Genomic DNA, 18,352 nt, shown 5'->3' on the forward strand with positions numbered 1-18,352 from the left:
TAGGGGATGCTTTTCTGTAATTTAAAAGCATCCCCTTTCAAATTTTTATATTGTTCACCAGTTAGATCAATATCTCCATCATTATATATTTCCCGTTTTCTCCAAGATTCTGTAAAGCATAGCCGCTGCCTCTGCTCTTGTAGCGTTGTCTTTTGGCTTGAAAGTGTTATCTTCATATCCTCTTACTATCCCAAGTTTCACTGCATTGGCTACTACATTCCTTGCCCATTCGCTTATCTTGTCGTTATCACTGAAAGTGGTATCCCCTATGTTGTCTTCTTTGTAATCTGTCAATTTTCCGTATACCCTCATTATTACTGCCGTCATCTCTTCTCTTGTTATTGGGTCATCTGGCCTCATATTCTTGCCGTCTCCTAACATTATCCCTGCTTTGTATGCTGCTTCTATCGCGTTTGCATACCATGCTCCTTCTTTTACGTCATTGAATTCTCCTTGGTACGGCTCTTCTTCTATTCCTAATGCCCTTATCATTAATGCTGCAAATTCTGCTCTTGTTATTTTTTCGTTTGGTAAAAAGGTGTTTTCATCTATCCCTTTTATTATGTGTCTTGATGCAAGTACACTTACTACGTCATATGCCCAGAAGTCTTTTGATACGTCTTTGAATTCTTTGTTGTATTCAAAGGCTGCATAGGTTGAGAAGTGTTTTGCTTCGAAGGTTATTGTGTTTTCTACTTTGTCAACTTTTCCTCCTACATATTCCCATTGATTTGTTGTCTCATTGTAATAATATACTGCCACCTTCCTTATGTCTTTTGCGCCTTTTATGTTAAATGTCATTTTTACTGGTGACCCTATTTTTACGTCTTTATCTCCTGCTTTTATTGTTATGTCATAAGCGCTTGTTATGGGCTCGAAAGATGCTCCTGTTACTTTACCTTTATTGTGTATGATAACTCTTACTGTTCCTGCTTTGTTTATGAGGTCAATTGCTTCTTGTGATACTGCTAAAGTTTTTGCATCAAATTGGAGAGCTACTTCGTCTGATTTTACTACTACGTTTTTGTTGTTCTCTGCTATTAAATTAAGTACAATTACAGGTATTTCTAAAGCTTTTTGAGGTGTAGTTCCTATATTCGTTAAGTCAAATTGTATTTCTTTCTTTGAAGTGTCTTTTATGTCCTTTGCCACTTTGTTTTCGTCTACTGTAAGGGTTGTTATGTTATTTTCTACAACTACTTTCCCTTGTGATACTTCTGTTGCCTGTTTTGTTGTCTTTGTAGGTGTTGGTGCTGGTTGCGGCTGTGGTGTTGGTCCTTCTTCCTCGGGTTTCCCTTCTTCACCTGATGCGGGAGTACCCTGCAAAACTACGCCATTTGATACATTCCATGAGGTATCAACACTTTTTATTGTTATTGTATAATTTACTCCAGGTGTCAATCCATCAATTACTACTGATGTATCATATGCCGATGCATATACAGATTTCGCAAAGTCTTGCCCATCGGTTACTTTAATCCATATCATGTTCAAATCGATATCCTGCGGACTTACCCATGATACTGTCAGCTTACCATTCCCCTCTTCAACTGTTGCATTGCTTACATCATTTGGTGGTGTTATGTCATCAGCGAGTAAGAACTTCGCATCTGCCCAGTCTGCATGATCCCAACTGTTGCCATCACCGGCATCAGTAACTACTAGTTTTAATTGGCTAACACCTGTTAAATCAATATTCACAAATTGTGCTTGCGTGCTACCCGTCATAGTGCCACTGTCAAAGACCTTGTTACCATCAGTGTATACCTGGAATACTACACTTCCATTGCTGCCAACTTCCCTATCAACTCCTACGTATGCCTGGAATGCTACATAACCTTTATTCGAAACATCATATACTATCTCTGAATTTGCATGTGTTCCAATACCTTTACTAAACGTTACATTACCAGATGGTCCTAATAAGGTTAGGGTGTTGCCATCAATACTTTTATCTTTCTTTATAGTGCTCCAACCAACTGTTCCACTTACCCAGTCAATATCACTTGCATAAATTACCGGTGATAAGTCAAAGTTTATTGTATATACTGTTGTTTCACCAAACATATTAGTAGCTGTTATTTTAGCACTACCAGGTAATACCTCTGCTTGTTCTACTTTCACCACAACTGCATCGCTTGTCGGTATTGCCTCAACTTTTGGTAGTTCGGTAACCATTCCCTTTGGATATGTTATTCGATAATCGTAAACATCTATGCTGAATGTGTCCAATGGTTTTCCATTTATCTTTATCCCACTCAATGCAGCAGATGTTGTTGTAAACTTACTAATTGCCATCGGTTGTGCTTCCTTTGTATCTATTGGCTTTAACAGATAGCTGTATGAATAAGTCTTGTTAGCATATAGTGTAAACTCAGGGTGTGGTCTTGCTCCCCAACTGTTGTCTCCTCCAACACCCATCTGATGATAATTTAACCTCAACGTTATGTCCTCATTTCTTTTAAGCTTGTATGGATGGTCTACACTGTCAAGATCCCACGGTGTATAGTGTAGTGCATTTACTTCAAGTACCGGCATACCAATTGCCATAAGCCCTATCCCATCATTGTCTGTCAATGTAACCCATCTTACATCTGTCTTGTTACCTGTCTCCTGTGGCTCTATATACGGGAAGAATTGCTCATCTACTGTGCTCTTATATACTCCAACATGCGCACCTGTGTTCCTGTCCCAGTAGTTCTCTTGTGGCCCTCGACCATACCACGTTATGTTCTCATAACCACCCGGTATCGTAAGTATTGTACCTACCTCAGGTATCTCAGGTAAATTGCTTGCACCAGGAATTAAAGTGCTATCTACGATGACACTCCCATCACCTAATATCGTATAATTCATCTTGTACTGGGATGGAGTTGTTGTAGGCAACGTGCCACTTACCTCTATTCTTAATACATTATCTTTGAGCTTATTGATAGTTACATTGCTTACCTGTCTATTTTGCCCTGCTAATCTCCATGTTGCACATCTTCCTGGCATGCCATTACCCTTGTCGTTGTCATTCGGTGCCCTCCAATAATTCGGTATCGGCCCTTCTTTTATCAATTGCTTACCTTTATATGTGTACGATGTTATCGTCCCTCTCTGCTTGTCAAATGTTATACTGAAATCTTGCCCGCTTATATTAATTTGATATACATCCTCTGTAACATCTAAATTCGGTAAATTGCTAATATTAATCGCCGGTGCCCTCGGTGTCGCAAATGGTACATTGAATTGCTCCTTCGCAACTTCATACCCAGCTTCCGCCCATGACTTGTCTTTCTTCAGTGTAAAGCTTAAATCTAACCAATACTCCGCTCCTGCCTTTAAACTGCTCGGCTTATTAAACGGTATTGTTACCTGCTTGCTGCTCTGCGGCGCTATGTCAAGGTCACTATCGCTTAAACTGCCTTGATCTATTATCTTATCATCTTCCTTTAATACCCAGCTGCAGTTGTACTCATCCTTTAAGTTTGTAAATAAATGCTCATTTATTATGTTCACTACTCCATTCACTACATCAACAGGTTTGACTAATATGTTCTGGTATACCTTCTTAACCTCATATATCTCAGGCTGTAATGTCCTATCAGCTGAAACTAACCCATTTGCACAGAAATTGCCATCGTTCGGTCTATCTCCCCAATCTCCACCATATGCATAATATGTGTCAGCTTCATATACCTTCTCTTCCTTCATGTTCTCAAAATCAAACCATGCAACAACTCCTTGGTCATTCGGTGTCCTTCCTTCTGAATTTAATTCATCTAACGTCAATGCCCTATTGTATATCCTTACCTTGTCTATAAGACCATTGAAATACCTTCCCTTTTCCTTATCTACTCCTATCCCTACTTGGTAACTATTACCCGGCGTTATGCTATTTGCTGATACATCTCTGGTATTAGCAATATTACCATCTATATATATTTGTAAGTTGTTACCATCAAATATGCCTGCTACATGATGCCAATTGTTTACCCAGTTACTAGGTAAAGGAGTATTTACTCCAACCCATTGCGTCCATTGCCCTTCAACATTACCATCATAGATAAAGAACTCAAGTCTTCCACCACTACCGTCTGTTTTTAATGCATATTGAGTATCACCTTTTGCAATTATAACCTGATGTGCCGTAGTTGATGTCGGATATACCCATGCTTCAAGTGTAAATGGTTGTTTATCTTTGAAATTTAACTTCTCATCCTGTGGTAATAATGCAGAACCCTGTAATGCCTTACCATATACTGCGTCACCTGTATCATATACACTACCCGTTACCTCAGCTACAAATTGATTTGCACTTGAGTCGCTAACTTTCTTCACCAGTGGTACCGGCCATAAAAGGGCTTGGTCTACAAAGTCCCATATAAATCCGCCATGTAGTATCGGATATGTTCTGTATACATCCCAATATTGATATAAATTCCCTACACTGTTGCCCATCGCATGTGCATATTCACATTGTAAATACGGTTTCGTGTTCGCAGGATTCTTTGCATAACTTTCAACAGTTTCAACAGAAGCGTACATGTTACTATAAATATCAGCTACCGAATTCATTCCCTCATAATGCACAGGTCTTTTTTGCATATCATTCTGATGTATCCAATCTGCTGCAACCTGGAAATTAGATCCACTTCCTGCTTCATTGCCAAGACTCCATATAATAACAGAGGGGTGATTTTTGTCTCTTTCTACCATGCTTTGTGCTCTGTCTATAGATGCGGCTGTCCAATTTGGATCACTTGCAGGAACCTTATCCCGTACACCATGTGTCTCAAGGTTTGCTTCGTCCATAACATACAAACCATACTCATCGCATAAGTCATACCACAACGGGTCATTTGGATAGTGACTTGTCCTTACTGCATTTATGTTAAACTTCTTCATTATAAGTATGTCCTGTATCATCCTCTCCTTCGTCATCGTCTTCCCAAGTACTGGATCTATCTCATGTCGATTTACACCCTTTATCATTATCTTCTTCCCGTTTATAAGTATCTGGCTGTTCTTTATCTCTACTTCCCTAAATCCTATTCTGTTGCTTGCTACCTCAATTACATTCCCATTCGGATCCTTTAACGTTAATACCAATGTGTAAAGATTTGGATACTCTGCCGACCACTTCTTCGGATTCTCTACTACCTTATCCGTATTAACTACTACCTCATCCTTACCACTTACATCTACATCCATCACTACCGGCTCTGTAAATACCGCCTGCTGCCCATCATATAACTGCGCTTCTACTTTATAGGTCCCCGTCGCTGAAGCTAAATTCCTTACCTTCACTTTCAAACTTAATGTAGCATTTACATATTGGTCGTCTAAATCTGTTGCTACTCCAAAATCCCATATGTTTACCTTCGGCTTGGAATAAAGAAATACATCCCTCATTATACCGCTTAACCTTATCATATCTTGGTCCTCTAAATAATACCCGTCAGACCATCGATATACCTCTACCGCTAATACATTCTCTCCCAGCTGAATATATGGTGTAATATCAAAGTCCTTCGGTGTCATACTGTCCTCACTATACCCAACCTGATGCCCGTTTACCCATACATAAAACGCCGACTGCACTCCCTGAAATGATAAGTATATCTCCCTACCGTTCCACTCCTGCGGTACCGTAAATGTGGTTCGATACGAACCTACCGGATTGTATACCGTAGGTGCATTCGGTGGATTTACCGATTCGTATCCAGCCCACGGATAGGTAATATTAGTATATATCGGATAATCATAACCTTGTGTCTCCCAGTTTCCTGGTACCTTTATCTCTCCCCAACCGCTTACATCATAATCTGGTTTGTAAAAATCAACTGGTCTTGAGGCAGGATTCTCTGACCATTTAAACTTCCATGTCCCATTTAATGATTTTACATACGGTGAGCTAAAAATGTCGTGCGATGTCGCATATTGCAATGCTTGTTCTGTAGTATCAAAAGGAACAAAATGTGCATGTGCCGGTTCTACGTTAATCTTGAATACCGTCGGTTGGTTGTACCATTCATTACCAGTCCATGTTGCATCAGCAAATGCACTCATCCCTCCATTCACCAGAATAAAAATCACTAATACAAGTAATGCAATAAGCTTCCTTTTGTTCTTCATTTTCTCATCCTCCTTCACACTCAACTTATTTTTTAGGTTTTTGCAGGACCTCAAAATCTTCTTCATAAATTAAGGGGTTCGCTATATATTTCCCAAGTAATCCTTTAGCTGTGCTTTTCATAGGATTCCCTCCGTTTTTGTGTATATTTAGACTTGTGCAAAATTCAAAAGCCTTCATTTAAGCCATTCCACAGACATGCTTTTTTTCTATCACTCTTGAATTTTTTATCTTTTATGTAGGATTTCCCTTCCCATTTGTCGAATTATTATATATACCGCATGAAAATATTTTTTAAGGAGGGGGAAATCCTACATGTACCAGCTTCAATTACTTTTAAATATACCTAAACTCTTTACTTCTCTGTCTAAAATTGATTTCTATTCTTCTATGTTTAAAAATCTAGACTTGTCTTCAATACCTGAATTCCCTTCTTCTAGTCCTGGCCGTAAGGGTTATTCTCATCATGCAATGTTTAGAGCTTTTATTGTTATGAAAGCTGAAAGATTCGGTACAATTTCTGACCTTTTAGATTATCTCCGCAATAATCTTATCATTGCTCATCTTTGTGGCTTTAACATCCTTAAACCTCTTCCTTCTTATTGGACTTTCCGCCGTTTTATTAATGAGTTCTCTCATGATTATTTGACCTCTATCTTTCAAAATCAAGTCAATATCCTCAAAAATATGGGCATTATCTCTGGTGAGTTTATTTCCATGGACTCTACCCCTATTAAAGCTAACACTAAGTTAAATAACCCTAAGTCTTTTTCTAAAAATAAATTCTCTAAAGATAATCAGCCTAAGTCTGATAAGGATTGTAAATTAGGCGTTTATTCTGCTTCTAATGATTCTTCTAATAAACGTTATAAGTTTTATTGGGGCTATAAAAATCATATTATTGTTGATGCTATCTCTGGATTGCCTATCGCTGAAACTACTACTCCCGCTGATGTCCCCGATTTTGAAGTTGCTTTGTCTTTACTTGAAAAGACTAATAAGTGGTTTAACCTTAAGTATGTTAATTTTATTGCCGATAAGGGGTATGATGTTAAGAGAGTTTATAATTTTGTTAGAGATACTCTCCATGGTCATTGTTTTATTCCTCTTAACAAGCGTAATTCTAAAAATCCCCCACTGACTGATGATGGTTATATGGTTTGTGAAGCAGGTATTAAAATGCTTGACTCTGCCTGCCCTATAAAGCATCCTAAATATTTTAATGGCAAAAAGCATAGAGGCTGTACTAAGTATGCTATTATATCTTCTGATTATAGGTCTTCTATTAATAGAGACTCCCTATATTTTAAGGCTGTCTATAGACTAAGAGTAGAATCAGAAAGATATAATTCTCGATTTAAAGCTCTAGATTTTGAAAAAGCTTATGTTAGAAATATTAATTCTGTCAGCAACCTTAATACTTTTGGCCATATTACTTTGCTTACTGTCGCTATTGTAGCTATTAAACTGGGTAAATTTGATGAGTTTAAGTCTCTTAGTGCTCTGATGCAATCGGCTTAACTTTTGCTGAATTTAGTTCATGCCATTTTTTAACATTTGACTTCTACAGGATATTTATGCCCTTTTTTAGCTCCTCTTTTTGTCTTTTCTTTTCCCTTACCACTTCCTTTATGTTTGATTGTCAGTGTTGATTACTATATATTGTATGTCATACATATTTTGGTTTTTGATTATGATTATTTTAATTAATTTTGCACATCCCTAGTGTATATTTGGTAAGTTGTTATTTATTAAGGATTTTGAGCATGAGTATTTTGCCTCTTATATTGCGATTTGATATTAAAAGCGTCTCTAATTTTGTGAAAGATATTCTAAAGAGTCATTGTTCTATTTGTCTTTATAAGAAAGGCTTTAATGAAAGGCTCTGTTGTTAGTAAGACCGTACTAAAAAGTTTAAATTATTTTGATAAATTTGTTAAGTAAAAATTATTTGTAAATTAAAGATTGCAATTATAAAACTTTTTTGCTTTAACGCAAAACTCGGCAACGTTATCATTTTTTATAATAAACATCTTTAAATATTCTAATTAAATATTGTATCTTGCACCTCCTTTAATTTTTAAATTATTCTTCTCTCAGCTTCTAACAGTTGATACTTTATTAAAATATTTTCCTTACATTAAACTATCTACTATTATCTTAAACATGATTTATTTTAAGTAAACGCTTAATTTATATGTCTAGATATAACTTTTTCATACTTTATTTTTTATTTTAACTAACTCCTATATTAGATATTCGACATGAATTCAAAAATTCCTTCTTCGAAAGCGTAATTTATTAAAAATTTTTATAAACTTTTTGTAACCAAAAATTTACTTCCTGCAATATTTTTCTACAACCTCATCAAATGCACCTTCATCTATATCTTTTATATTTACATTATTGTAAAGCTCCCATTCTTCAACATGCTCAACAGTTTCACCGGGTTGTAATTTTGTAAATGGACTTAATGTTTCTATTTCAAGCATCCAATCATTTGTATAGGTTTCAAAAGATACTCCAAAGTCAGGATATGTTGCATCTTGTTGTGGATAATATCTTTTTACAAAGAGATGTCCTCCTCTTGCGTAAGCAGCCCAACCTTCTTGGTTATTAATTCCTAACTTAAAAGGTTCTCTGTTATTAGGATCTTGTTTCAGTGCAATATATTTTTCTCCCCAATACACCCTTTTATCATTCATTTTAGAATAAGGCCAGAGTACAATTTGCCTATTTGGAAGTAAATCTGTGTCTTTATTTGGTTGAGGAATTATTTCTATACCTTCTGTGTTTAATACTGTTATTGTCCATGCTGAAAGCTCAATAGGCCATGCTCCAAGATTAGTTATCCTGTGTACAAGCCTTACTCTACTCTCATCAGGACTTAAGATTATATCGATTTGCTTTTGTGTGTTAACCCATTTTTCTGGCTTTTGAATAAGTCTCACACCGTTTTCTATTTCATGCCAATCAACTTCATCATTGTCTGGTACATATGTCCTCTTTCTGTCTTCAGGGCTATGCCACAGTCTATGGCCGCCATAATATCTGTATTCGTCACCTCCTTTTAAGCCAATAGTTTTAGGGTCCAAATTAAATTCGTTTACATCATTTTCAAATCCAAACTTCACAATTCTTGGGCCTATATCAGTTGTAACCACAACATCAATAATGCCATTAGACAGTTTTATACTATTTTCCCATCCTAAAAAGCTTATTTTGTCAATTTTTATCGCCATACTATTCTCATTCCTTTCTGCATAATTTTTTATTTTTTTCATTACCTCAGTAGGTAAGATTCTTCGCTGCGCTCAGAATGACAGAGAGGTGTTACAATACTTCATCCATGACCATATTGGCAGCACCGATGAGTGTAGCATCATCACCTAATTCAGCAAAAGCTATTCTGCAGGAAGAAAATGAATTCTCAAAAGTGCGCTTTTTAGCAGTTTCTATGATGATATCTTCAATAAGCTCACGTGCCTGCACAATCCCTCCCCCTATCAAAATGAGCTCTGGATTAAATGTATTTATTGTATTGGCTATACCTATTCCTAAATATCTTCCTATAGTTTTTAAAGCATTGACTGCTAATTTATCGTTTAGTTTTGCTGCCTCGTATATCATCTCAGGAGTAACACTGTCTAACATCCCTTCTGCCATTTGATACACAATAGAATCCATACCCTCTTTAATAGATTTAACAACTAAATTCACTAAGGCTTTTTCTGAAGCCAACGCTTCAAAGCAACCGTAATTGCCGCAACTACATTGTGGCCCTGCTACATCAATAGTTGTATGCCCTATTTCACCCGCACCGTCACTGGCTCCAGTATATATCCTGCCATTTATAAGTATTGCTGAACCTATCCCATAGCCAACCTTTAAAAATATCATATTTTCCACATCTTTTGCTTTGCCCATATGAAATTCTCCTAAAGCCATAGCTCGCACGTCATTTATAACATAGGTAGATACACCAAATTTTTCTTCTACAATTGATTTTAAAGGCACATTTCTCCACCCTATATTGGGAGCAAATACAGATATACCTTCTTTCATTTTTACAGGTCCTCTAACCACAATTCCTATCCCCGATACATTTTGTGGAGATTCTTTTATTGCTTTATCAAGAACAGATGTCAACAACTCTAAAACTTCTTCTTGCTTTAAACCTCTAATAGAATTTTTCTCTTTCTTTTTTGTTTTAAGTTCTGCATCAAGAGTATATTGATGTAAGTTGTAGGTGCTTATATGAATGACAATAATACTCATAAAATCAGGATTTAATTTGATAAGTACAGGAGGCCTTCCACCATTTGATTCGCCAACTTTGTACTCCATCACAATATTTTCAGCAATGAGTTTGTTTACAATGTTAGTCACCGTCGGCGGCGTTAAATTTGTCTCTTTGGCAATATCCGCTCTTGAAATAGGTCCCATTTTTCTTATGATATTTAATATAACTGATTCGTTCATTCCTTTTAACAATTTGTAGCTGACTGGTATTAAGTTTTCCATTTATACCCCTTCCTTTACCCTCTCTTAAAGCCATTTGGATGATTTTTGTGCCACATCCAAGCACTTTCAATTATTTTTTCTAAAGATGGATGTTTTGGCACCCAACCTAACTCTTCTATTGCCTTTTTGGAAGATGCCACAAGTACTGCAGGGTCTCCCGGACGGCGCCCAGCAACTTCTGCTGGAATAGGATGTCCTGTCACTTTTCTTGCAACTTCTATCACTTCCTTTACACTAAAACCTTCTCCATTTCCCAGGTTATAAACTGCACTTTCATTGTCTTTTCTCAATTTGTCTAACGCCAGAAGGTGTGCATCAGCTAAGTCCATCACGTGAATATAATCTCTTATACATGTCCCATCTTTAGTAGGATAATCATCACCATAAATCATTATCTTTTCTCTTTTCCCAAGTGCAACCTGAAGTATAATCGGTATAAGGTGCGTCTCAGGCGAATGGTCCTCTCCAATCTCGCCTGTTTCAATAGCCCCTGCAACGTTAAAATATCGCAAAGCGACGTATTTGATTCCATAAGCATTGTCTGCCCATTTTAACATCTTTTCAACGGCAAGCTTTGTCTCACCATAAGGGCTTGTGGGATTAGTTCTATCTTCCTCTTTTATTGGAATTCTCTCTGGTTCTCCATATGTTGCAGCTGTTGAAGAAAACACGATTTTGTTGACATTGTGTTTCTTCATCGCTTTTAAAAGGCTCAATGTCCCGCATACGTTGTTTTCATAATATTTAAATGGCTCCTCTACACTTTCTCCCACAAGTGAAAAAGCTGCAAAATCAATTACCGCTTCAATTTCATTTTCTGTAAATACCCTCTCTAAAAAAGCTTCATCCCTTAAATCGCCTATATACAGTTTTCCTCCCAAAACAGATTCCTTATGTCCTGTGACAAGGTTATCTACAACGACAACTTCTTCATTTCTCCTTAAAAGTGCTGCAACTGTGTGGCTTCCAATATAACCTGCACCACCGCATACTAAAACCGCCATATTTTTACCTCCTTCAGTATTTAATTTCTCCTGCTCCTTCACCTATTCCCGTTATATAGACTGTTGGCCTGTAGCCTATTTTTTGAGTGTAATTGTGAGTAACCACTTCTATAAATTCCTCTACTGCATCTTCTTTTACAATGCTTACAGTGCAGCCACCAAAGCCTGCTCCAGTCATACGGGAACCTATTACTCCCTTTAATTTTAACGCTTCTTCTACCAAAGTGTCCAGTTCTTTCCCTGTAACTTCATAATCATCTCTCAAAGAATTATGAGATTCAATCATTAATTCTCCAAATCGGATTAAGTTTTTATCATTAAGTGCTTTTACTGCATCTAAAACTCTTTTATTTTCTGTTATAACATGTCTTGCCCTTTTTACAAGCACTTCCTCCGGTATTAAATGTTTATATTCTTCAAACTGTTCAATTGAAACCTCCGAAAGATTGTGTATTGGTAAAGCCCTCTGAAGATATGAAAGGGCCTTTTCACATTCACTTCTTCTTTCATTATATTTCGAATCCAAGAGCCCTCTCCTTTTATTTGTATTTGTTATCAAAATTTTATAACCTTCTAACTTCAAAGGCACGTATGAATACTCTAATGTATCGCTTTTTAATAAAATTGCATGGTCTTTTTTACCCATTCCAACAGCAAATTGGTCCATTATGCCACAATTTACCCCAACAAAAGTATTTTCTGCTTTTTGACACAATTTCACCAATTTTATTCTGTCAATATTTAAATTGAAAACTTCATTCACTGCAACAGCAGTAACCAGCTCTATTGAAGCAGATGAGGAAAGTCCAGCACCATTTGGAATGTTCCCTTCAAACACAATTTCAAATCCAGAAAAGTCATACCCCTCATCCTGTAGTACTTTTAAAACCCCTTTCGGGTAGTTGGCCCAATCATGGCTTTTATCATAAATAAATGCATCAAGGTCTACTTCCACCTTTAAATCGAAATTTAAAGAAGCCATGAAGACTTTTTTGTCATTTCTTTTTCTAATCGCAGCATATGTTCCAAAGTCAAGGGCACAAGGAAATACATAACCTCCATTGTAATCTGTATGCTCCCCTATTAGATTTACTCGTCCCGGAGAATAGAAAAGCCTTATTTCAGCATCATTTTTACCGTAGAATTTTTCAAGTGCCTCAATTACAGCCGTTTTCATTTAAGGTCTCCTTTCATATCTATTTTTTCAAAACCTACTGTTTTCATAAATCTTTCAAAGCCTTTTTTCCCTTTTTCATCTCTTTTAAAAACTCCTGCATCTAAAAGAACCTTCAAAAATTTGTTTCCAACCTCCTGTTTTATATAATTTTCGGCTTCTTCTCGAGTGCAGTTAGTACCATATTTTAAAAGTAATTCTTCAATCCATTGAATATGTTTGTATAAAGGACTGCTTTCACCATACAAGTATGGGCTAAATTTTTCTTCCCCTATTAAAAACTTAATAATTTCCTCCAACTCAAATTTCAGCCTTCCTGGCAAAACTGCTAATCCCATAACTTCTATAAGTCCAATGTTTTCTTTTTTTATATGGTGAAGTTCTTCATGAGGATGAAAAATTCCATAGGGGTTTTCATCTGTTGTCCTGTTATTCCGAAGAACAAGGTCAATTTCAAATTCCCCATCTTTATTAATCCTCGCAATTGGTGTGATAGTATTGTGAGGGATGAGTTCCCCATTCTTTTTAGTATATGCCAATATGTTACAGGATTCATCACTGTAGTCCTTCCAGGTATTCAATATATGTGAAGAAAGCTCTGTTAATTTATCCCTGTCTTTACTTGAAAGGCGAATGGCAGACATAGGCCATTTGACTATTCCTGCTTTAATGTTACGATATTGAGGATATATAAAGTATTCTTCTATAGGAGCCTCTTCCATTGGAAAAACGTGCCTTCCCCCTTGAAAATGTTCATGGGATAAAATCGAGCCTCCCACAATTGGCAAATCCCCATTGGAGCCCATAAAATAATGGGGGAATTGCTCAATAAAATCAAAAAGCCTCACAAAAGTTTTTTCTGATATTTTCATTGGAATATGGGATTCATGGAGCAAAATGCAGTGCTCATTGTAATATACATAAGGTGAATACTGGAAATACCATTGCTCTCCCGCAACTTTTACTGGGATTATTCTTAAGTTTTGCCTTGCTGGATGATTTAAATTTCCCGCAAAACCTACATTTTCAATGCATAAAAGGCACTTTGGATATCCTGGCTGAGGAATTTTCTTTGCCGCCTCAATTTCTTTTGGATCTTTTTCTGGCTTAGAAAGATTTATAGTGATTTCTAAAGAACCGTATTCTGTGGGAGTACGCCAATATAAATTTTGCGAAGTTCTATCCATCCTGATGTAATTGGAGGCTTGAGATAATTTGTAAAAATACTCTGTGGCTTTTTTAATCCCCTTTCCAGAGGCAATGGTATTAAACTTTTTTACAACTTCTGATTCTCTTGGCATTAAAAGCCCCATAATTCTTGCATCCATTAAATCTCTATAGGTAATAGTATTCTCAATAAGGCCTATCTGCACCGCATAGTCCAATAATTTGTTTAAAATAGGAGAAGGGCTTTCTAATTCTTCCTCAGGAACCTCACCTTCATAAGGTTTTTCTATTTTAAATAAATCCATAAGTGCATTGCGGCTTGGAATCACATCTAATTCCTCTATCAAGTCTTTTTGAAGTGCAAACTTTATAAGTCGCTCAATGTGTAATGCTACCTCTCTGGAATCCATAATATATCCTCCAGTGACTTTATTATATTTTTTAATTAAGTCTGTAATAAAAAAGAAATCTACAGTATACAATGGCTTTGTTAAAACAAGAGATTATTAAAACATGACATTCACATGCAATGAAAAACATTTAAAAGAGTTTGTTTATTATTTTAATTAACCTCTTTTTATTTTATATTCGACACATATTTAAAAATTCCTTCTAGTTTATAAAAAGTTTTTTAGATATTTTTATAAAGGTAATGAATAATTGTTAATATTGAAAAATGTGCTAAAATATATTTAGAACGTAGTAAATGGGGATGATATAATGGAAAATATAATACCTAAAAACAAAAAAATTACTTATGAAGAATTCGAAGAAATAGACTCTAAAACTGATGAAATGCTCGAATTCATAAACGGCGAAATATATTTGTTATCCGCCCCTTCAGTGGCACACCAAAGAATTTTAACGAACTTATCGACAGAATTTGGAATATATTTTAGAGATAAAAAGTGCAAACATTTTGTTGCCCCTTTAGATGTTATACTACAAAATGACCAAGAAAAGCACAAAGTACAGCCAGATATAACTGTTATTTGTGATGAAAAAGGACTCACTGAAAATAACTATACTGGAGTACCTGAACTTGTAGTGGAGATACTATCTCCTTCCACAGCATCAAAAGATTATATCATAAAAATGGATTTATATATGAGGTTTGGAATAAAAGAATACTGGATAGTATCACCAAAAAACCAAGAAATTCAGATATTTAGTTTGCAAGACGGCGTATACGGTGAACCAATTAATTTTTCAAAAGATGAGGTATTAAAATCGGTGATATTCGATGACTTAAAAATTGATTTGAAAAATATATTTTAAAAGTGCAGAGGAAATTCTCTGCACTTCAGTTTTAAGACAAACTCCATTTTTAACTCATACAAAAAGTGGGGTCTTCGTTGTTTTTGAATAAATTTGATAAATATTGGATAAAATCTTGCAAATGCTCTTTCTATCGTTTCTTTCCCCTCTCCATTTTAAATCCCCCATTTATTAAATTAAATATGGTAAGTAAAATTAAGCATTGTATACCTAATTTTATTTACCAACGTAAATTTAAACTTGATTTACTAAATTTACAAACTCCATGGCTCTTTCGGTTATTTTGTCAAACATGCCTTTTGCTATAAGATCTTTATCTACTAATGCTCCACCTAATGATACACCTGTTGCACCTGCTAAAATGAAATCTTTAATATTATTTTTATTAATTCCTCCCGTTACAAAAATAGGTATATGTTTAAGTGGCCCTAAAATTTCTTTTAAATATTGAGGTCCAAATACACCCGCAGGGAAAACTTTAATGAAATCTGCTCCTGCCTCATAACCTGTTAAAATTTCTGTGGGTGTTGTAGCACCGGGAATTACAGGTATACCATACCTATTGCACAATTTTATTACATCAAGTCTCATAACTGGTGTAAATATAAACTTCGCACCAGCTATAATAGCAGCCCTCGCTGTTTCTGCATCTAATACTGTTCCAGCTCCCACAAAATATTTATTTTCTTTATTTAATTCTTTAATTACATCTAAAGCACCAGGAGTTTCAACAGTTATTTCTAATGCTTCAATACCACCTTTTTTTAAGGCATCAGCTAAAGAAAACATTGTGTTTATATCGCTATTTCTAATTACAGCTGTTATTTTAAGTTGTTTAAGTTTTTCAATTATTTCCTGCTTTTTCATTTCGCATCCTCCTCTTAATTTTTATTTCTTATAAAGATATTTAGGTTCCATACCTTCTAACACACTGATAAGCCCTTCTACCGCCATAATTCCCATCCTGTCTGTAGCTTCTTTAGTAGACGCTCCACAATGAGGTGATAAAATTACATTATCTAATTCAAACAATTTGCTATTTAGTGGTGGCTCTTCTTCAAAAGCATCTAATGCTGCCCCTGCTATTTTTTTGTCTTTTAAAGCGTTATATAATGCATTCTCGTTTATAATTCCACCCCGAGAAGTATTAATTATATATGCCGTATTTTTCATAATATTAAATTCTTCTTCATCTATAAAGTGATATGTTTCATCACTTAACGGTATATGCAATGTTATAAAATCTGATTCTTCCAATAACGTTTTTTTATCAACATATTTCATACCTATTTTATCTGCAAAATCATAATCAGGGTATTTATCATAAGCTAATATTTTCATGTCAAAACCTGTAGCTCTTTTGGCAACGCCCTTGCCAATACTTCCCGTACCAACGATTCCTAAAGTTTTACCATACACCTCATAACCAACTATCTTTTCCCATTTATTGCTCCTCACTATATTATCTAACTTAATAATATTCCTGCTTAAGCACAGCATCAGAGAAAAGGCTAAATCTGCTACAGATTCTTTGTTCGCACCAGGAGTAAAAGTGATTTTTATTCCTAACTTCTCAGCTTCTTCAATATCTATATTATCCATTCCAACTCCATACTTTGTTATAACTTTTAGCTTTTTTGCGTTTTTTAATACATTACTTGTAATTTTGTCTAAACCTACAATAATACCATCTATATCTTTTATAATATTAATCAATTCAGATTCTTCATATGGTTTCCCTGATTCATTTCTTATAATTTCATAATCGTATTTTTTTAGCATTTCAAATGGAACATTACTTGTCTTGCCAAAAGATCTTGGTGTTATTAATATCTTTTTTCTCATCTCGAACCACCCATGTTATAGTTTTTTTATAATACCAAGACACATAATTTACGTTAAAAATATAACATATTTTGTTTTATTTTAATTGTAATTCCTATAAGATTGCCCTTTGTTAACCCACCATGATTTAGTCAACTTTACATTTGCTACTCACGTTACCTTACACTTCAAAATTTATATTATACTCTTTTGCCAACTCTATTACTTCTTCATACGTTTTGTCGTTTATCGGAATTCCGTTTTTCAAACGCTCTTCCATCTTTCTTAGTTCTGGTTCACCTGGAAACATAATTTCAACATTATCATCTGACCTTGGAACAGATTTCATTTTTTCAATATAACAATTAATTTTCTCATTATATTCTTTTATTGGCATTAGATCAGTAATATTAATTGTTATAAATACTATTCCTACATCCTGACCACGATCTAATGTGTTATGAAGTGATCCTACCTCCGGTCCCCATGACGAACCTGTTAGTAAACCGGATATAATATCAATCAACATTGCTAGTCCAAATCCTTTATATCCCCCTAACGGATATAGTGTTCCTTTTAAAGCTTCTTGAGGGTCAGTTGTGGGCTTCCCATTTGCATCAAAAGCCCAATTATCTGGTATTTTGTCACCTTTAGACAATGCAACATAAATTTTTCCTTTTGCTACAGTAGAAGTTGCCATATCTAAATTTATTACTTGGCCGTTATACGGAATTGTAATACATAAAGGATTTGTCCCAACAAATTTGACTTTCCCACCCCATGGTGCCATTGATGCAGGAGCATTTGTCATACCTATAAAGATGCAGTCATTATTTGCTATCATATTTCCATAATACCCTAATGAACCACAATGGTTTGTATTCCCTATAAATGCTGCTGCAATCCCACTTTTCTTTGCTTTATTTACTAAAGGTTCCACCGCTTTATATGCAGCAACCTGTCCCATGTTATTTTTACCATCTATCAATAATAATGGTATATCTTTATCTAAATTCAAGATATCTATATCACCTGATAAATTATACAAGCCTAATTTTGCTCTTTTTACATAAATAGGTAAGTTAGATATTCCATGAGATTCTATTCCTCTTAAATCTGAATATATAAGGTTCTCCGCTATTATTTTGGCATCTGACTCTTTAAAACCCGTTTTTTTAAAAATTTCTACTTCTAATTCTTTTAGTTTTTTTGCATCTATAATCTTTGGCATTAACATCACCCTTTCTATCACTGTATCTA

Annotated in this window: 11 protein-coding genes; 2 read left to right on the plus strand and 9 right to left on the minus strand. The window is 35.3% G+C overall.

The window, feature by feature from the left end; genetic code table 11:
- Nucleotides 1-81: 81 nt before the first annotated feature.
- Nucleotides 82-6,123 carry a glycoside hydrolase family 2 TIM barrel-domain containing protein gene (locus tag OEI98_RS11080; RefSeq protein WP_266037929.1) on the minus strand — a complete coding sequence of 2,014 codons (6,042 nt, stop codon included), beginning with the start codon at nucleotides 6,121-6,123 and terminating at the stop codon, nucleotides 82-84.
- A 313-nt stretch (nucleotides 6,124-6,436) separates the two neighbouring features.
- Between OEI98_RS11080 and OEI98_RS11085 the strand changes: the two genes are divergently transcribed.
- On the plus strand, nucleotides 6,437-7,642 hold the full coding sequence (locus OEI98_RS11085; protein ID WP_266037931.1) for a transposase: 1,206 nt from the start codon (nucleotides 6,437-6,439) through the stop codon (nucleotides 7,640-7,642).
- Nucleotides 7,643-8,457: 815 nt separating this feature from the next.
- Here OEI98_RS11085 and OEI98_RS11090 read toward each other — a convergent pair.
- The 5 genes from OEI98_RS11090 to OEI98_RS11110 form a co-directional block, all read right to left on the minus strand.
- Nucleotides 8,458-9,363 (minus strand): hypothetical protein, encoded by a 906-nt coding sequence (locus OEI98_RS11090; protein ID WP_266040672.1) that lies wholly within the window; start codon nucleotides 9,361-9,363, stop codon nucleotides 8,458-8,460.
- A 91-nt stretch (nucleotides 9,364-9,454) separates the two neighbouring features.
- Entirely contained in the window at nucleotides 9,455-10,645 is a 1,191-nt protein-coding gene (locus OEI98_RS11095; RefSeq protein WP_004405731.1) for an ROK family transcriptional regulator, read from the minus strand.
- A gap of 14 nt (nucleotides 10,646-10,659) precedes the next feature.
- Entirely contained in the window at nucleotides 10,660-11,649 is a 990-nt protein-coding gene (gene galE, locus OEI98_RS11100) for a UDP-glucose 4-epimerase GalE (protein ID WP_004405732.1), read from the minus strand.
- 13 nt (nucleotides 11,650-11,662) lie between these two features.
- Entirely contained in the window at nucleotides 11,663-12,826 is a 1,164-nt protein-coding gene (locus OEI98_RS11105) for a galactokinase (RefSeq protein WP_004405734.1), read from the minus strand.
- The gene (locus OEI98_RS11110; protein ID WP_266037938.1) at nucleotides 12,823-14,400 is read right to left on the minus strand and encodes a UDP-glucose--hexose-1-phosphate uridylyltransferase; all 1,578 of its coding nucleotides are present in this window, start codon (nucleotides 14,398-14,400) and stop codon (nucleotides 12,823-12,825) included. The genes OEI98_RS11105 and OEI98_RS11110 overlap by 4 nt, the downstream gene beginning before the upstream one ends.
- A 310-nt stretch (nucleotides 14,401-14,710) precedes the next feature.
- Here OEI98_RS11110 and OEI98_RS11115 point away from each other — a divergent pair, with 310 nt between their 5' ends.
- Nucleotides 14,711-15,268 carry a Uma2 family endonuclease gene (locus OEI98_RS11115; protein ID WP_003866643.1) on the plus strand — a complete coding sequence of 186 codons (558 nt, stop codon included), beginning with the start codon at nucleotides 14,711-14,713 and terminating at the stop codon, nucleotides 15,266-15,268.
- 234 nt (nucleotides 15,269-15,502) lie between these two features.
- Here the strand turns inward: OEI98_RS11115 and OEI98_RS11120 are convergent, their stop codons facing one another.
- The 3 genes from OEI98_RS11120 to OEI98_RS11130 form a co-directional block, all read right to left on the minus strand.
- Nucleotides 15,503-16,135, minus strand: coding sequence for a bifunctional 4-hydroxy-2-oxoglutarate aldolase/2-dehydro-3-deoxy-phosphogluconate aldolase (locus OEI98_RS11120; protein ID WP_266037941.1), 633 nt, complete (start codon nucleotides 16,133-16,135; stop codon nucleotides 15,503-15,505).
- 21 nt (nucleotides 16,136-16,156) lie between these two features.
- Nucleotides 16,157-17,113 (minus strand): phosphoglycerate dehydrogenase, encoded by a 957-nt coding sequence (locus OEI98_RS11125; RefSeq protein ID WP_266037943.1) that lies wholly within the window; start codon nucleotides 17,111-17,113, stop codon nucleotides 16,157-16,159.
- A 160-nt stretch (nucleotides 17,114-17,273) separates the two neighbouring features.
- Nucleotides 17,274-18,323 carry an Ldh family oxidoreductase gene (locus tag OEI98_RS11130; protein WP_004405742.1) on the minus strand — a complete coding sequence of 350 codons (1,050 nt, stop codon included), beginning with the start codon at nucleotides 18,321-18,323 and terminating at the stop codon, nucleotides 17,274-17,276.
- Between the last annotated feature and the right edge of the window lie 29 nt (nucleotides 18,324-18,352).

Origin of the sequence: Thermoanaerobacter sp. RKWS2 (assembly GCF_026240795.1) — a bacterium.
Lineage (GTDB): Bacteria > Bacillota > Thermoanaerobacteria > Thermoanaerobacterales > Thermoanaerobacteraceae > Thermoanaerobacter > Thermoanaerobacter ethanolicus.